The sequence below is a fragment of the Myxococcus stipitatus DSM 14675 genome (genome assembly GCF_000331735.1).
GTDB lineage: Bacteria > Myxococcota > Myxococcia > Myxococcales > Myxococcaceae > Myxococcus > Myxococcus stipitatus.
Genome location: NC_020126.1, coordinates 1,743,550 through 1,758,988, shown reverse-complemented (window position 1 = coordinate 1,758,988; position 15,439 = coordinate 1,743,550). Strand labels below are relative to the sequence as shown.

Below are 15,439 nucleotides of genomic sequence, written 5' to 3'. Positions count from 1 at the left end.
ACCCGGGGCCCACGCGGCTCCCAGCCCACGTCACCCGCGCTGACGCCCCGTCCACTCCGAGCGCAGCAGGCCCCAGAATTGCTGGTCCTTGCGCTCACCTCTCAACACGCCGTGCGCGCGCATCGTCCCCTCCAGCGTGAAGCCCAGCTTGCGCGCCAGCCCCTGCGACGCCTGGTTCTCCGACAGCGTCGTCAGCCACAGCCGCTGGAGGAACGGCAGGGTGAAGAGCTGGTCCAGCATCAGCCCCACCGCGCGAGAGCCCAGCCCCCTCCCATGGTGTGCCTCGTCCATCATGTAGCCCAGCTCCGCCCGCCCCTGCGCCCGGGACACGTCCCGCGCGGACACCGTGCCCACCCACTGGCCCTCGCAGCGCGCGAACCAGCGGAACCCCTTCGCGCGAGGGTCCTCCAGCGAGCCCGCCTCCAGGATGCGCTTCAACAGCGCGTCCGGGGTGTCGTCGTCGGTGTCCACGTAGCGCCGCGCGGAGGCCTGGGCCCGAAGGGACAGCCAGTAGTCCACGTGCTCGGGCCGCGCGGGGACCAGGTGCAGGTCGGAGAGGCTCATGGCCTGGTCACCATAGGCCCCTGCCTCCGGGATTCAAGGCGGGAGAACAGCGAGGGCCGCTACCGGAGGAGTGGAAGCTCCCTCCCGGCGCGGCCCTCGGGCGGCTCCCCGGGCACGGGCCCGGAGAGCACGTCACGTGCGCTCTACAGCTTGGTGATGGTCCCGTTGGTGACGCGGAAGTCCACGCGCGTGAAGCGCGCATCCAGCTCCGCGTCCGTCTTGAGCGAGTAGTCCTTCGTCACCTCGGTGCTGGGGATGAGGTGGTAGGCGGCCAGCGCTTCGTTGCCCTTCAGCTCCAGAATCACGAAGCCGTGCGCGTCGCCGTTCACGTAGCGCATGCCCGGGTTGCCCGCGGCCAGCGACTCGTTCAGCTCGGCGACGACGTAGCGGTGCACGGCGCTGCCCTGCAGGTAGCCCGCACCGATGACGGCCATGCCCGCCAGCTCCTTGATGGAGCCGGACGAAATCGCGGGCGCCGTCAGCGAGGGCACCCCCGACTCCACCGACGCGAAGGACGCGTGGATGTCACCGGAGACGAACAGCGCGTTCTGCACCTGGTTGTCCCGGATGTACTTCAGCAGCTCCTGCTTCTTGGTGGGGAAGCCGTCCCACTGGTCCACGTTGAAGTAGAACGTCTGGCGCAGCGTGGGGTCCGGGATGTCCATCTTCTGGGACAGGTCGAACACCATGGACGTCATCGACACGGAGCTGACGATGATCTTCCAGGTGTTGGTGGCCTTGAGCTGGTTCTGGAGCCACGTCTGCTGCGCCTGGCCCAGCGCGTCCTCGGAGGCGCCACGCGTGAGCGTGTAGCGGATGAACGCGAACAGGTCGAAGATGGGCTTCACGACGATGTAGCGCGTGCCCTGGATGCCGAAGAGCCCCGCCTTGCCCATGTGCGCATAGGACAGGCCCCGGGGCGCGCCCGTGGCGGCAATCGCGGGAATCGCCGGGGCACCCGCCGCGGCGCGCGCCTCGTTCACCTTCTTCAGTACCTGGTTCACGTAGAAGAGCGCCAGGCTCCCCTTCACGGAGGCCTGGGCCCGCTCCGTCGCCTCGCCCTGCGTGAGGCCCGACTTCGTCGCCTCCGCCACGAACGCGCCCATCAGCGCGGCCTTCTGCGCGGCGAACTCCGGCGCGTCGATGTTCACGTACGCGAACGTCTCCGTCTGCAACAGCCCCTGCACCGGCGCCGGCAGGCCCGGCAGGAACTGGCCCAGCACCTCCGCCGTCACCGCCACCTGGCCCGGGTACGCGTCCTCCGGGATGAGGTGGTCCGGACGGAAGGTGCGGAAGTCGGACACCGCCATCTTCAGGTTCTTGCCGAACTCGAAGTCCCGGTAGATGAGCGTGTTCGGGTACACCGGCGCGGAGGCCACGTCGATGGCGCCCTCCGCCGCCTGCGTGTTGTCCAGCGGGATGTACTCGAAGAAGGCGCGCTCGGAGTTCTTCTTCCGGTCGACCTGCTCCTCCTTCTTGACGCCATCCGTGTACGTCGCGTTGGGGCCCCAGTTGTCGTCGGAGAACTCGTGGTCGTCCCACATGACGATGAAGGGATAGCGCTCGTGGACCTGCTGGATGACCTTGTCCGAGCGGATCGCCTTGTAGATGTCGCGGTAGTTGGACAGCGAGTTGGCCGCGTAGAACGCCACCGAACCCGTGCCGTGCTTGAGCGCCGCCTCCGGCTCGCTGAACGTGATGGAGCGCGTGGACGTGGGCGTCTGGAACGACGTGTCGCCCGTCGTCTCGTAGATGTAGTCGCCGAGGAACACGACGAAGTCCAGGTCCTCGTCCAGCTTCAGCAGCTTCAGCCACGTGTTGTAGTAGCGGCCGATGTAGTCCTGGCAGCTGGCGAAGGCGAACTTCACCGCGACATCGTCACCGGCCGCCGGCGCCGTGCGCGTGCGGCCCGTCGCCGTCACGTACGTCTCGCCGCCCTTCTCGAAGGTGAAGCGGTAGTAGTACGTCGTGCGCGCCTTCAGGTTCGTGACCTTCACCTTCAGCGCATGGTCATTCGAGGCCAGCGCCGAGAAGCGCTTGTCCAGCACCAGGCTGCTGAACTCCTTGTTCGTGGACACCTCCAGCCGCACCGCCGTGTCCGCGCCCGCGTTCTCCGGGTCCACCGCGCGCACCCACAGCACCACGCTGTCCGGCCTCGGGTCTCCGGAACAGATGGACTGCGGGAAGTACTTCGAACCGTCTTGTGACGACTCCTCCTCGGAACATCCAAACGAGGTGCTTGCCGCGACGGCGACCACGGCCTGCAAGAAGCTGCGACGATTCAATCTGTCGAACAAGGCGAGACTCCAAAAGGGAAGGCACGGTCGAAGACCGGCGCGCGCGAGTCTAAGTCCCTCTTCCGTCCCTCTGGAAACATCCAGGCCACGCCCTGCTCACAACGCGCCGTGTCAGCACTCGTGGCCGCACTCCACCCGTGCCGTCGGCATGAAAAACAACGGGGCCGTCCTGCATTGGAGGACAGCCCCGGAGAGCATGAGAGCAATCAAGCAAGGGGCTCGCGGGAACCCCTCACACGGGCGCGTCTACTTCACGGCCTTCACGCGCTGGCGCTTCTCGCTGGTGCCCTCGGCGGGCGCCTCTTCCGCGGCAGGAGCCGCCACGGGCGCGCCCTTGTTGATGCCGTACTTCTCCAGCACCTGGGCCTCGATGGCGCGCGACACCTCCGGGTGCTCCTTGAGGTAGTCCTTCGCGTTCTCCCGGCCCTGGCCGATGCGCTCACCGTTGAAGGAGAACCAGCTGCCGCTCTTCTCCACGATGTTGTCATTGGAGGCCAGGTCGATGAGGTCTCCCTCACGCGAGATGCCCGTGCCGTACATGATGTCGAACTCGACCTCCTTGAACGGAGGCGCGACCTTGTTCTTCACCACCTTCACGCGCGTGCGGCTGCCCACCACGTTCTCGCCGTTCTTGATGGCGCCGATGCGGCGGATGTCCAGGCGCTGGGACGCGTAGAACTTCAGCGCGTTGCCGCCCGTGGTCGTCTCCGGGTTGCCGAACATCACGCCAATCTTCATGCGGATCTGGTTGATGAAGATGACGCACGTCTGGCTCTTGGCGATGGTGCCCGTGAGCTTGCGCAGGGCCTGGCTCATGAGGCGCGCCTGCACACCCATGTGCGCATCGCCCATCTCGCCCTCGAGCTCCGCCTTGGGAACGAGCGCGGCCACGGAGTCGACGACCAGCACGTCGATGGCGCCGGAGCGCACGAGCATCTCCGCGATTTCGAGCGCCTGCTCACCGGTGTCCGGCTGGCTCAGGAGCAGGTCGTCGGTGCGCACGCCCAGCTTGCGCGCGTAGCCCACGTCCAGCGCGTGCTCGGCGTCCACGTAGCCGCAGATGCCCCCGCGCTTCTGCGCCTCCGCCACGATGTGGAGACACAGCGTCGTCTTGCCGGAGGATTCCGGGCCGAAGATCTCGATGATTCGGCCCTTCGGAACGCCGCCCACTCCCAGGGCGATGTCCAAGGAAATCGAGCCCGTCGAAATGGCCTGCACGTCGCGCATCAGGGGCTCGTCGTTGCCGAGCCGCATGATGGAACCCTTACCGAACTGGCGCTCCACCGCGGACATCGCCAGCTCGATCGCCTTTTCCTTCTCTTGATTGACGGCCATTTCTCTTGAGCTCCTTGTATTGGCGAGCCACCCCGGCTCACCTGAACGCGCTTTTAGTACGCGATGGGTAGACCCTAGTCCACCCCTCTGACATCCGTGCCGAGTTCTACCGGTCAGCTCTCGCGGAAGGCCGCCAGGAGGGCAGCCACCACCCCTGCCACACCGACCCACAAGCCCCCCTGCACACCCCAGTTCCCCAGGGCCACGAGCAGCGAGAAGCCCGACACGAGGGCCATCAGGGCCATGCCCACGCGGTACACGGGAGTGCGGGGCGGGGCAAGCAGCAAGGCCAGGAGGGCCAGCACGCCCAGGCCCACCTGGAGGGTCAGCGTGCCGGGGGCCCGGCTGGGGTGGAAGAGCTCCTCCAGCACCTGCGCGGCGGCGCCGCCCAGGAACACCGTGGCCATCACCCCGGGCCCGAAGTCGAGCGGCCCCCGCCGCTGGTGGGCGCGCGCGGAGACGTTGGAGCGCAGGTGGTGCAGGTCCTCCGGCTCCACCTCCAGCGCGTACGGGAAGCCCAACGACAGGAGCGCCTCCACCGCCACCGCGCGGCAGGAGCGGCCCTCCGCGTCCACCAGCCCCTCCAGCTTTCCACCCGCGAGGAGCCGGTGCAGCGTGTCCGCCACCTGACGCTCTCCGCCTCCGCTCGCGAGCTCCGCCAGCACCTCGTTGAGGCGGGCGGCGGCCTCGGCGCGCTCCGCGTCGGGGGCCTTGAGGGCCTGCTCCACGCGCACCAGCACCGGCAGGGGCAGCTCCACCGGGGGCGTGCTTCGCGTCACCGCCTCCGGGGGCGGCGGCGCCCACGAGGCGAGGTCCGCCCGAGGCTCCTCGTCGGGCCGCTCATCCAACCGGGACGAGGGAGGGGGTGTGCGCGTGGCGTCCGACACGGGGCGACTGTATCCACGGTGCCGGGTGCGCTTCAAAGCGCCGTCCGCCAGGACGACAGAAGCCCGGGCCCCTCGAGAGGGAACCCGGGCTTCGCGCGCTTCCTTCCGCCCGTGGGCGGCGAGCGGCTACTCCACCGTCACGCTCTTGGCGAGGTTGCGGGGCTGGTCCACGTCGTTCCCGCGCATCTCCGCCACGTGGTAGGCCAGGAGCTGCAGCGGAATCGTGGCAATCACGGGCGCGAGCAGCGCGCACGCGGCCGGAATCCGGATGACGTGGTTGGCGAGCCCGCCCACCTGCGCGTCGTCCTCGTCGATGACGGCGATGACCTGGCCCCCGCGCGCGCGGACCTCCTCGATGTTGCCGATGATCTTCTCGTACGCCACATGCGGCTGCTTGGGCGCGATGACGACCACGGGCATCTTCTCGTCGATGAGGGCGATGGGGCCGTGCTTCATCTCGCCGCCTGCGTAGCCCTCCGCGTGGATGTACGAGATCTCCTTCAGCTTCAGCGCGCCCTCCAGCGCCACCGGGTGCATGGGGCCGCGGCCGAGGAAGAGGAAGTCCTGCGCGTTCATGAACTCACGCGCCACGCGCTTCACGGCCGGCTCGCACTTGAGCACGTCCTCGATCATCTTCGGAATCAGCGTCAGGTGCGTCAGGTGCTCCTGCGCCGCCTGCACCGACAGCGTCCCGCGGATGCGGCCCAGCTTCACCGCCAGCAGGTAGAGCGCGACGAGCTGCGTGGTGAACGCCTTCGTGGACGCCACGCCAATCTCCGGGCCGGCGTTCGTCATCACGGAGAACTCGGCCTCGCGAGTCATCGCGCTGCCAATCACGTTGCAGATGGCCATCGCCGTGGCCCCGCGCGACTTCGCCTCCTTGAAGGCCGCCAGCGTGTCCGCCGTCTCACCCGACTGGCTGATGGCGATGGCCAGGTGGGAGCTCTCCACGATGGGGTCGCGGTAGCGGAACTCGCTCGCCAGCTCCACTTCCACGGGCATCCGCGCCAGCGTTTCAATCATGTGCTTGCCGGCCACGCCCGAGTGCCACGACGTGCCGCACGCGAGAATCGTGATCTTCGACAGCGAGCGCACCTTCTCCGGCGTGAGGTTCCAGCCCTCGAAGTGGACATCGCCCTCCGTCAGCAGCATCCGGCCACGCACCGTGTCCGCGACAGCGCGAGGCTGTTCGAAGATCTCCTTGTGCATGAAGTGCTTGTGGCCGCCCTTCTCCGCCATCATCGGCGTCCAGTCGATGCGGCGCGTGGGGCGGTTCACCTTCTGGCCCTGGCGCGTATAGACATCCACGCGGGCGGCGGTGACGACGGCCAGGTCCCCCTCTTCCATGTAGACGATGTCGCGCGTGTGCTCGAGCACCGCGGGCACGTCGCTGGCGATGAAGTTCTGGCCCTCACCCAGCCCCAGCACCATGGGCGAGGCGTTCTTCGTGCAGACGATGCGGTGGGGGTCCAGCGCGCTCACCACCGCCAGCGCGTACGTGCCCTTCACCTGGTCCAGCGCGCCGCGCACCGCGTCCGGCAGCTCCTTGCCGGCCTCCAGCTCATCCGAGATGAGGTGGGCGAAGACCTCCGTGTCCGTCTCCGACGAGAACACGTGCCCCTTCGCGCGCAGCTGCTCCTTCAGCGCCAGGTGGTTCTCGATGATGCCGTTGTGCACCACCGCGACGTTCTTGTACGTGTGCGGATGCGCGTTCTCGTCCGAGGGGCGCCCGTGCGTGGCCCACCGCGTGTGGCCGATGCCGATGTTGCCCTGCGGCTGGTCCGCCACCACCCGGTTCTCCAGGTTGCGCAGCTTGCCCGTGGCGCGCACCACGTTGAGCTGGTTGCGATTGACCACCGCGACGCCCGCCGAGTCATAGCCTCGGTACTCGAGCTTCTTCAGCCCCGACACCAGGATGGGGGCAGATTCCTTGTCACCGACGTAACCAACAATCCCGCACATAGTCTGACCTCTCTCTCACGCCCACGCCCGCCGGAGCAAACCGAGGGATACTCTTCAATCTCCGGAGGGCGCCTGTCAGGCCGCCCCCCAAGCAATAGCCACGCCGACGCTCAGGCGCCCTTCGCCGTGCGGCGCGCCTTCTTCGCGGCCACCCAGCCTTCCTTCGTCACCTGTGGCGCGCGAGACACAGCGAGGCTCCCGGGCGGCACGTTCTTCGTCACCGTGGTTCCCGCCCCCACGTAGGCGCCGTCCCCCACCTTCACCGGAGCCACCAGCTGCGTGTCGGAGCCGATGAAGACCCCGTCCCCCAGCTCCGTGAGGCTCTTGTTCACCCCGTCATAGTTACAGGTGATGGTGCCCGCGCCCACGTTGCAGCCGGCGCCAATCTTCGCGTCCCCCAGGTACGTCAGGTGGTTGGCCTTGGTGCCCTTGCCGATGACCGCCTTCTTCGTCTCCACGAAGTTGCCGAGATGCACATCCTCGGCCAGCTCCGTGCCCGGACGCAGGCGGGCAAACGGGCCAATGACGTTCCGCACGCCCACCCGCGCCTCCTCCAGCACGGAGTAGGGCTTGAGCACGGTGCCGTCCGCCACGGTGGAGGCGCTCACCACGCAGCCGGGGCCGATGACGACGTCCTGGCCGATGACGGAACCTGACATCAGCGTCACACCTGGGCCCACTTCCGTGTCCGCGCCGACGACCACGTCCTCGTCGACATAGGCCGTGTCGGGGTCCACGAACGTCACGCCCGCGCGCATGTGCGCTTCGTTGATGCGCCGCTGGAGCACGCGCGCCCGCGCGGCCAGCTCCACCTTGTCGTTCACCCCGGCGGTCTCCGTGGCGTCCACCTCCACGCTGGCGACGTCGCCCTGCTTCGCGGCCAGCTCCACCAGGTCCGTCAGGTAGTACTCACCCTGCGCATTGTTGGGTTTGATGTCCGCCAGCGCCTTCCAGAGGAAGGCCGCGTCGACGGAGTAGATGCCCGCGTTGCACTCGCGCACCGCGCGCTGCTCGGCCGTCGCGTCCTTCTGCTCCACCACGCGCACCACGCGGCCGTTCTCGCGCAGCACGCGGCCATAGCCCGTGGGGTCCGCCAGCACGGTGGTCACCATGGCCAGCACCCCGCCGGACGCGTCGTGCGCGGCCAGCAGGCCCGCCAGCGTCTCGCGACGCAGGAGCGGCACGTCTCCGTAGAGGATGAGCACCCGGCCGGAGAACCCCTTCAGGGCCTCTTCCGCGGAGCGCACGGCGTCCGCCGTCCCGCGCTGCTCACGCTGGAGCGCGAAGCGCAGCGGCGCCTGTGGAAACCGGGCGCGCAGCTCCTTCTCCACGTCTTCCGCTTGATGGCCCACCACTGGCACCACCGACGTGGCACCGAGCTCCAGGGCTCGCTTGAGGGGATAGGCGCACAGGGGCTGTCCGAGGATGGCGTGAAGGACCTTGGCCTTCTTCGACTTCATCCGCGTGCCCTTGCCCGCACACAACACCACCGCCGACAGAGCTGTCATGCGGCGGAGGATTAGGGACAGGGAATCGAGCCGTCAACCGCGCGCTGCTCAGAAGTCTCGGAGGTGTTATCGGGTTGGGGCTTCGCGCTGACGGCCACACACAGCGCGTTGCTCTTCACCGTGATTCCAAAGCTCGGCTTGAGGAAGAGCGTCACGCGTCCGGAGGGCGGAACCGACCCGGAGCGGGTCGCTTTGTCGGATGAGGCCGGTGCGCTCATTTGCTCCCCCACTCGCGACTCATGATGGTGGAGGATGCACCCTCTGGGATAACAATCCAAGAGGAAAAGTTTTGCTGAGTTGAAATCATGGTCCGCTGCGGACAGTTCGTGCATACCGGGAGAGGTGTAGTCGGACTGGTGTCCTCGAGTCCCGGCCCCAAAGTGTGGGTGATTGTCCGCCGGGTAACACATCACCCGCGACGAAGGCCAGCCTCAAGGTATTGATTGCACCTTCCCCCAAAGGTGGACCCCGTGAACGAGACGAGCGTCGAGAGGCAGCCCTCGCGGAAGAGCGCGAGGGTCCAGGTGGCGTTGGTACGAAGCCTGACAGTGGCGGTGTTGCTCCTGGCGTGTGTGGCCTCCGCGGCGCGGCCCTACCGGGGCGGCGCGGTGGCCACGGCGTATCCCCAGGCCAGTGAGGCGGCCCTGAAGATGCTCGACCGGGGAGGCAACGCGGTGGACGCGGCGGTGGCCGCGGCCTTCGTGGCGGCCGTCGTCGGGCCCTACCACTCGGGCGTGGGCGGCGGCGGCTTCGCGCTGGTGCACGACGCGAAGACCGGCACGACGCGGGCGCTGGACTTCCGCGAGGTGGCGCCCAAGGCGGCCACGCGCGACATGTTCCTCAAGGACGGCAAGGTGGTGCCGACGCTGTCCACGGATGGCGTCCTGAGCGTCGCCGTGCCGGGCGCGGTGGCGGGCTATCTGGAGCTGCTCAAGACGCACGGCACGCTGCCGGCGTCCGTCGTGCTGGCGCCCGCCATCGAGGCGGCGCGCAAGGGGCTGTGGGTGACGCCGCGCTACCGCTCCATGACGGCGGGCCGGCTGGAGTGCCTGCGCAAGGACCCGGAGGCGTCGCGCATCTTCCTCCTGAAGAACGCGCAGGGAGAGATGGATGTGCCGCCCATCGGGCACCTCGTGCGTCAGCCGGACCTGGCGCGCACGCTGTCGCTCCTCGCGAAGCAGGGACCGAAGGGCTTCTACACGGGGCCGGTGGCCCAGGGCATCGTGAACACGGTGCGCTCGGGCGGCGGCATCCTCACGCTGGAGGACCTGGCGGCCTACAAGACGCGCCCGCGCGAGCCCCTGGCGGGCAGCTACCGCGGCCACCGCATCCTCACCATGCCTCCGCCCAGCGCGGGCGGCGTGGCGCTGCTTCAGGTGCTGGGGGCGATGGAAATCCTGCGGCCCCAGGGCTTCACCCTGAAGGACCCGGAGGTAGTGCACCTGTACGTGGAGGCGGTGCGGCGCGCGTACGTGGACCGCGCGAAGTACCTGGGTGACCCGGACTTCTCCGACGTGCCCACCGCGCGGCTCATCTCGAAGGGACACATCGCGGACCTGGCGGGCTCCATCGACCCGAAGAAGGCCACGTCCAGCCTGTCGCTCCTGCCCCAATCACCCAACACGCAGGGCTCCACGCTGACGGACAAGCCCACCACGCTGACGCCGGAGCCGGAGCGCAAGAACACCACGCACATCTCCGTCATGGACAAGCACGGCAACACGGTGGCGATGACGACGACGGTGAACTACGGCTATGGCTCCTGTGTGGTGGCCAAGGGCACCGGCGTGCTGCTCAACGACGAGATGGATGACTTCGCCGCGCAGCCCGGCGTGCCCAACGCGTATGGACTCGTCACCGGCGAGCCCAATGCGATTGTTCCCGGCAAGGTGCCCCAGTCCTCCATGACGCCCACGCTGGTGTTCTCCAAGGAGGAGCCCACGCGCGTCATGCTGGCGGTGGGCAGCCCCGGCGGCTCCACCATCCCCACCACCGTCATCCAGGTCATCAGCAACATCATCGACGGCGGCATGGACGTGGCGCGCGCGGTGGGCGAGGGCCGCGTCCATCACCAGTACCTGCCGGACGAGATGTGGGTGGACCGGTGGGGCCTGGAGCCGGCCACCCTGTCCGCGCTGGAAGCCAAGGGACACAAGGTTCGCCGGGTGGAACAATGGGGCGACGCGGAGGCCGTCTTCATCGACTCGACGACAGGACTGCGCTTCTCCGGTAGCGACCCTCGCAACGAGGGCTTCGCCGTGGGACAGGATTGAACGCGTGCCCGAGCCCCTCCCCCTCTTCGACGCGCACCTGCACCCCGAGAGCCTGAGCGACCAGGACCTCGACTCGATGCGCTTCTTCGGAGTGGAGCAGGCGCTCGTGGTGGCGCACCACTTCCCGGAGCCCACGTCCAAGGGGCTCTTGCGTCACTTCGATGACGTGGTGGAGCGGCAGCTCCCCCGGCTGGAGAAGGTGGGCATCCGCGCGTGGGCCGCGCTGGGTGTCCACCCTCGCTGCATCCCCCGGCGCGGCCTGTCGGAGGTCCTCTCCGCCCTGCCCGACTACTTCCAGGGCGGCCGCGTCGTGGCGCTGGGCGAGACGGGGCTGCACGCGGGCGGAGAGGAGGAGGAGGAGGCCTTCCTGGAGCAGCTCGCGCTGGCGCGCCGCCTCAAGCTGCGCGTCATCGTCCACACGCCGCTGGTGGACAAGGAGCGCCACACGCGCCGCGTCCTCACCCTGCTGCGCCAGTCCGGGGTGCTGCCCTCGCGCGTCCTCGTGGACCACGCCACCACGCGCACCGTGCGCACCATCCTGGAAGTGGGACATTGGGCCGGGCTGACGTTGCACCCGGAGGCCCTCGCCGCCGAGCGCGCCGTCGCCCTGGTCCGCCGGCTGGGCAGTGAGCGGCTGGTGCTCAACTCCGACTCCGGGGACGCCGCGGGCGACATCCTGGGCCTGGCCCGCGTCGCCAACCTCCTGTCCAAGGCCCGCCTCTCCGAGCGCATCGTGCGGCGCGTCGCGAGGGAGAACGCCGCCCGGTTCCTCCAGGTAGGAACCTGAGCGTCCCTCTTCCATTCCACGCCCGTTTTCCATCACCCTGCGGGACAGGAATCCCTTCCACCCGACTCCAATCGGGTTGAATATTTGCAACAAACCACACCCCTATCCGTCCTTTCAGGCGAAGCGCGTACGGGAAAGCCCCCAGGCGCCGTCGCCGCTTCCACAATCCGGTTCGGGAGGGCCCTTTGCGTTCCACGTTCGTCATCGTCGCCGCCGTCATCCTCGCGGGGTGTCTGGGCACATCCGCCCGGACCGCTGAGCGCGCGGGCGGCGCGCGTGTGTCGCTCGAGCCCAGGGCCGGGCTGCTCCTGGCGGCCGCTCCCGAGCGCTTCATGGAAGCGTGCCGGCGGGACATCCAGGAAGCGCGCAAGGCCGTCACGCGGCTGACGACGTCGCGGCCCGAGCACGCGGCGGCGGAGGAGCTGCTCACCACGTACGACGACGCCATGGCGCTGCTGGACAATGCCGTGGGCCGCTCGGCCATTGGCGCCAACGTGCACCCGGACCCGGCCTTCCGGGCGGCCGCGGAGCGGTGCGAGCAGTCCGTGGAGCGCGTGCGCACGGATATCTCGTTGGACCGGCGCGTCTACGACACCCTGGCCGCGCTCGACCTGAGGCAACAGGACGCGACGACGCGCCGCTGGGTGGCGCGGGTGCTGCGAGGCTTCCAGCGCGCCGGAGTGGACCGGGACGCCGCCACGCGCGAGCGCGTGCGGGAGCTGCAAGAAGAGCTCATCGTGCTGGGGCAGGAGTTCAGCCGGCACATCCACGACGACGTGCGCAACCTGGACGTGCCTCCGTCCGCGCTGGCGGGGCTGCCCGACGACTACGTCCGCGCGCATCCGCCCAGCGCCAACGGGAGCGTGCGCCTGGCGACGAACTCCGCGGACATGGGGCCCTTCATGACGTACGCCCAGGACGCGTCCACGCGCGAGTCGCTGTGGCGCCTGGGCCGGCGCCGCGGCCATCCGCACAACCTGGACACGCTGGCGAAGATGCTCCATGCGCGCCACGCGCTGGCCACGCTGCTGGGCTATCCGAACTGGGCCGCCTACGCCGCCGAGGACAAGATGGTGCGCCAGCAGCAGGTGGCCGCCAACTTCATCGAGGAGCTGGCCGCCGCCGTCGCCGGGCGCATGCGCGAGGAGTACGCGGCGCTGCTGGAGCGCAAGCGCCGGGACATGCCCGAGGCCACCCGCGTGGAGCCCTGGGAGCAGGCGTGGCTGGAGGAGCGCGTGCGCGCGGAGCGCTACCGCTTCGACTCGCGCGAGCTGCGGCCGTACTTCGAATACTCCCGCGTGAAGCAGGGCGTGCTGGACCTCACCGCGGACCTCTTCGGCCTCACCTACCGCCGCGTGACGGATGCGCCCGTCTGGCACGAGGACGTGGAGGTCTGGGACGTCTACGAGGGCACCGAGCGCCGAGGCCGCTTCTACATGGACATGCACCCGCGCCCGGGCAAGTACACGCACGCCGCGCAGTGGGACCTGGCCCTGGGCCGCGAGGGGAAGGCCCTGCCGGAGGGCGTGCTGACGTGCAACTTCCCGCGCCCCGGCAATCGCCCCGCGCTGCTCCAGCACTCGGAGGTGCGCGCGTTCTTCCACGAGTTCGGCCACCTGCTGCACCACCTGCTGGGCGGCCGCGCGCGCTGGGCGGGGCTGTCCGGCACGCGCACGGAGGGGGACTTCGTGGAGGCCCCCGCGCAGGTGATGGAGGAGTGGGCCTGGAGCCAGGAGTCCCTCCAGCGCTTCGCGCGCCACATCGACACGGGCGCGCCCATGCCGGAGGACCTCATCTCGCGGATGCGCCGCGCGGACTCGTTCGGCAAGGGCCTGTGGGTCCGCCAGCAGCTCTTCTACGCGGCCGTCAGCCTCCACCTCCACGACAACACCAACCCGGTGGACACCGACGACTCCACGCCGCTCGTGATGGAGCTCCAGGAGCGCTACCTGCCGTTCCGCGCGGTGGACGGGACGTACGCGCACCTCGCCTTCACCCAGCTCGACGGCGACTACTCCGCGCTCTACTACTCGTACCTCTGGTCGCTCGTCATCGCGAGAGACCTGCTCACGCCCTTCGAGCAGCACGGGATGATGGACACCCCCACCGCCCACCGGTACCGCGACACGGTGCTGTCACCCGGCGGCTCCAAGGACGCGGCGGACCTGGTTCGCGACTTTCTGGGCCGTGGCTACGACTTCGGGGCGTACTCGCGTTGGCTGCAGGGCCGCTGACGCACCTCGCAAGGCGCTGTAAATTCGAAGGGCCCCGCGATGTGAATCGCGAGGCCCTTTGTGTTGTGAATCCGTCAAACCCGCACCGCCACGCTCACGGGGAGCGCAGGACTAATGCACGGCGGGTACGGATGCGGCGACTTCCGGCTGAAGGGTGATGGCCTGCGCTTCCGGATCCAACCGGACCTGCACGGGCACGCCCTGGTAGCGGTACTGCGCCAGTGAATCCGCCGCGCCGTCGAGGAGCAGCTGATAGCGCTCCTCCAGCTCCACGGCGATCAACAGCATCGTCTCACCCGCGTCCGTGACGCCCGGGCGGTACACCTGGCAGCGCTGGAACCGCGCCCAGCGACCGTTCTGCATCTTCACCAGCTCGCCGTCGTAAGCCATGCGCAATTCCTCCGCAGCCCGTGCAACGATCCGCAATGTAGGGGCAGATTAACTTCATGTCACCCCCTCACTTGAAAATTCGTTAAGGCCCTTGAATTCCAACGGGTTGCACGACAGTTCGAGGCGCTTCGAGGGGACGGTCCGAGCCAAATGCTCAAAAATGTAAATTTGCTGGCTGGTCAATCCGGTTAAGGGAGCGGGGGACCGCCGCTTCCCCGGCAGGAGGAGGTCCCTGGGGGCCGGGAGGTGATGCGTCAGGCGGTGGCGCAGGGCGTCGCGGTCTCCTAGATTCAGCCGGATGAAGTTGCCAGGGCTGTTCCGCAAGGAGCGAACGACCATCGCCGCGGCAGACGCCCAGGACCACGCCGAGAAGCTGCTGGCGGAGTCCTTGCGCCTGCTGGGACAGGTGTGCACCAAGGTCGCCGACGCCATCGAGTCACAGCGGCTGTCGCGCCAGGGCTACGAGCACAACACGTATCTGCGGCGCACGGATGAGCCCGGCGACGCGGCGAAGAAGCCCCAGGAGTAGCCCGGGCGCGCACGCCGCGGACGTCGCGCAGGTCCACCCCGTGTCGCGCCCGACACCCGGGGCCTGGAACCGGGCGGGACAGGTGCCCATCGGACTCGAGGGAAGAGGCCCTGGACCGAGAGGGCGGTGGGCTGTTGAAAAGTGGAGCGACCCCTTCCGGAATGGGCCCACCGTTCCCATCTTGCGGCCCATAGAATCCCGCGGTCCGAGACGCCGCAGCTCCCCTCTGAGGCCCTGCCATGTCCCACATCTTGGTCGTCGATGACGATGCGAGCCACCGCGCGCTCATCTGCGATGCCCTCGAGGAGATGGGTTACCGCACCGTCCAAGCCACCAACGGCCGCGAGGCGCTGGACCACCTGGAGGGCGACATGCCCGCCGCGGTGCTGCTGGACCTGCGCATGCCGGTGATGAGTGGCTGGGGCCTCCTGGACGCGCTGAAGAAGATGCCTCGCGCCCGGGGACTGCCCATCATCATCATCTCGGGCTACGGCTTCGAGTGGGAGGCGGAGCTGGTGGGCGCCGCGGGCTACATCTCCAAGCCGGTGGACCTGGACAAGGTGCGGCTGACGGTGCAGCAGATCGTCGGCCCACCCGAGATGGCCTTCGTGCACTGAGGCGGAAGGCCCCCCTCACGCATCGGTCGGGGTGAGGATTGTCGCCGGGGGGCGGC

The 15,439-nt window shown here is 68.7% G+C and carries 12 protein-coding genes; 5 read left to right on the top strand and 7 right to left on the bottom strand.

The features are described from left to right. Positions 1-30 precede the first annotated feature (30 nt). The 6 genes from MYSTI_RS06995 to glmU form a co-directional block, all read right to left on the bottom strand. Positions 31-564, bottom strand: coding sequence for a GNAT family N-acetyltransferase (locus tag MYSTI_RS06995; RefSeq protein WP_015347019.1), 534 nt, complete (start codon positions 562-564; stop codon positions 31-33). Positions 565-707: 143 nt separating this feature from the next. Then, positions 708-2,861 (bottom strand): alkaline phosphatase D family protein, encoded by a 2,154-nt coding sequence (locus tag MYSTI_RS06990; RefSeq protein ID WP_015347018.1) that lies wholly within the window; start codon positions 2,859-2,861, stop codon positions 708-710. Between the two features lie 246 nt (positions 2,862-3,107). Further along, entirely contained in the window at positions 3,108-4,196 is a 1,089-nt protein-coding gene (gene recA / locus MYSTI_RS06985; protein WP_015347017.1) for a recombinase RecA, read from the bottom strand. A gap of 113 nt (positions 4,197-4,309) precedes the next feature. Continuing rightward, positions 4,310-5,083, bottom strand: coding sequence for a hypothetical protein (locus MYSTI_RS06980; protein ID WP_015347016.1), 774 nt, complete (start codon positions 5,081-5,083; stop codon positions 4,310-4,312). Between the two features lie 126 nt (positions 5,084-5,209). Then, positions 5,210-7,045 (bottom strand): glutamine--fructose-6-phosphate transaminase (isomerizing), encoded by a 1,836-nt coding sequence (glmS, locus tag MYSTI_RS06975; RefSeq protein ID WP_015347015.1) that lies wholly within the window; start codon positions 7,043-7,045, stop codon positions 5,210-5,212. Positions 7,046-7,155: 110 nt separating this feature from the next. Beyond that, positions 7,156-8,565 (bottom strand): bifunctional UDP-N-acetylglucosamine diphosphorylase/glucosamine-1-phosphate N-acetyltransferase GlmU, encoded by a 1,410-nt coding sequence (glmU, locus tag MYSTI_RS06970; protein WP_201768976.1) that lies wholly within the window; start codon positions 8,563-8,565, stop codon positions 7,156-7,158. Positions 8,566-9,023: 458 nt separating this feature from the next. Between glmU and ggt the strand changes: the two genes are divergently transcribed. The 3 genes from ggt (at position 9,024) to MYSTI_RS06955 (ending at position 13,847) form a co-directional block, all read left to right on the top strand. Then, positions 9,024-10,826, top strand: a complete 1,803-nt coding sequence (gene ggt, locus MYSTI_RS06965; RefSeq protein WP_015347012.1) for a gamma-glutamyltransferase — start codon at positions 9,024-9,026, stop codon at positions 10,824-10,826. Positions 10,827-10,830: 4 nt separating this feature from the next. Then, on the top strand, positions 10,831-11,613 hold the full coding sequence (locus MYSTI_RS06960; RefSeq protein WP_015347011.1) for a TatD family hydrolase: 783 nt from the start codon (positions 10,831-10,833) through the stop codon (positions 11,611-11,613). Positions 11,614-11,798: 185 nt separating this feature from the next. After that, a complete protein-coding gene (locus MYSTI_RS06955) occupies positions 11,799-13,847 on the top strand; it encodes a M3 family metallopeptidase (protein WP_015347010.1) in 2,049 nt (682 codons plus the stop codon). 111 nt (positions 13,848-13,958) lie between these two features. On the opposite strand, the gene MYSTI_RS06950 is transcribed toward MYSTI_RS06955, so the two are convergent. After that, positions 13,959-14,237: a hypothetical protein gene (locus MYSTI_RS06950; RefSeq protein ID WP_015347009.1), complete on the bottom strand. Its 279-nt coding sequence runs from the start codon at positions 14,235-14,237 to the stop codon at positions 13,959-13,961. Between the two features lie 298 nt (positions 14,238-14,535). On the opposite strand from MYSTI_RS06950, the gene MYSTI_RS06945 reads away from it, so the two are divergent. Continuing rightward, on the top strand, positions 14,536-14,766 hold the full coding sequence (locus tag MYSTI_RS06945) for a hypothetical protein (RefSeq protein WP_015347008.1): 231 nt from the start codon (positions 14,536-14,538) through the stop codon (positions 14,764-14,766). Positions 14,767-15,005: 239 nt separating this feature from the next. Continuing rightward, positions 15,006-15,383: a response regulator gene (locus tag MYSTI_RS06940; protein WP_015347007.1), complete on the top strand. Its 378-nt coding sequence runs from the start codon at positions 15,006-15,008 to the stop codon at positions 15,381-15,383. Positions 15,384-15,439 lie beyond the last annotated feature (56 nt).